1 protein-coding gene is annotated in these 1,887 nt (G+C 29.8%); it reads left to right on the forward strand.

The genetic code is table 11. The annotated features are described in order from the left end of the window. Positions 1–824 precede the first annotated feature (824 nt). Positions 825–1,700, forward strand: a complete 876-nt coding sequence (locus CLV38_RS13470; protein WP_106196494.1) for an Rgg/GadR/MutR family transcriptional regulator — start codon at positions 825–827, stop codon at positions 1,698–1,700. Positions 1,701–1,887: the final 187 nt, after the last annotated feature.

The raw sequence follows: 1,887 nt of genomic DNA on the forward strand, positions 1-1,887 counted from the left end.
CCCCAAGGAGGGATATAGAACATTCATAAAATGAATGTCGCAACTCCTTTTGCACTCGCTATAGAGAACTAGCGTTCTCTATAGTTTGACGGTTTATTCAGTATGCTCTTTTTCCAAAAGATCGCCAGTTATTGCCATTACTTTTGTCTTGACTTATTACCATAAGACTTATAGTCTTCTTAGCAAATTGCCACGAAATATAATCATAAATTAATTGTCAATTAATAACAGTTATCATTTATCACACCCTTGTTAATTAAAATAATGACAGGTATCAAGTCAATCCTTAGCAATTATTAAAAAATCTAATACCTTTGATTTTCACTATTCCAGACTCTTATTTTGCCATAAACGGTGTTTTTTCATTTTCATTTGACTTGGAGCTAACTTAACAACTCTTTCTTAGTTCTAACTTAGAGAACGAGCTCTTTTTTTAATTAGAAAAGAGAACCTTAGTCAAGTCCATAATATTGTTTAAAAATAGAACTCTGTTTTAGAGCTTCCTTCAGTTTTGAATAAAAATAACTTGCTAATAAGATGTTTCGCTTAAGTTTTAAGATTATAGAACAAAAGAATAACAAAAATCCAACAATATACTTACGGTTCAATTATATCTTCTAAAAATTCACCACCAAGCGGAAGAAAAAATGAAAAAATTGTAAAAAACATACTTTCACCTCCTATTGAATTAACTTGTTATCGTAAGTCTATACTGTATCCAACAGGAAATGTTATAATGGTAGTGTAATCCGTCCACTTTAACATTTTGTATTAATTTAAATATTATAACAAGAAGAAATTTTGGGTTAGGTAGGAGTATAATTATGGAAAGAAATGAAGCATTTAAAAGGCTGCGGGAAGAACGTGGGGTAAGTCAGAGAAAATTGACTAAGGGAATATGTGCTAGAAGTACACTTTCTACATTTGAAAATAAAGGAAGTCAACTCTCCATTGATTTATGTTCAAGACTTCTAGATAGATTAAATATTCGTATGGACACATACTTCAGCATGTTCTTAGAAGATTTTGACAATAAGAGAGCTGAATTTTCTCAGTTTAAAGAAAATATTGTTAGTGAGAATATAGAAGAACTGCCTAAAAAGAAAGTAAAATACCTACGGTTGTATGAGTCGACTCACGATTTTTATTGGTTTAATCTCTATCTACATTGTTCGAGAATCATCTCGCAGCTAACGGAAGATTTTACTTATGAACGTTTTAATCGTACACATAAACATGACATTGATCGTGTAAAGAATTATTTATACAATATAAACTCGTGGGGGCCTTTCGAATTTGCAGTTTTTAGCAACTCAATCTGGTGTTTTGACTTTGAATTTATTAAATTAGTTAAGAGAAAGTTAGAAAAAAATTATGCAACGTCTTCTGAATATAAAAAATACTTATATGGGTCATTTTTACTGAATTTAGGATTTTTTTGTTTAGAATATGGTCATTTTGAATGGATTAAACAACTCAAGAAAGAGTTATTTGCGTTCTCCAGCTATGACAATATTCATTGGAAAATAATGGTATCCTTTCAGTTATCAATTTCAGAGGAATTAACGAATCAACACTCAGCTTTAAATGAGGAAATTACTTCATCTATAGAGATATATCAGAAAATGGAAGAAGAACATTATTACGATAATATGATTAAATATAGGGAACGTATCATAAATAAGCATAAGAAGACTTAATGCTAAGGAAGAATATTATAAAATACTGACTGTATAATATATAAAGAAAGAGATTAGGAAAATTTCCTAATCTCTTTCTTTATCCTAGAAACTGTAACTGTCAAGGACAATTGTGCACTTTTTGCTAGATAACTTTGTGCACTTTTTTATTCAAAAATTGTTTCTCGATGTTTCATTCGATGACTCT

It is taken from the genome of Alkalibacterium olivapovliticus (assembly GCF_003003275.1).
GTDB lineage: Bacteria > Bacillota > Bacilli > Lactobacillales > Carnobacteriaceae_A > Alkalibacterium > Alkalibacterium olivapovliticum.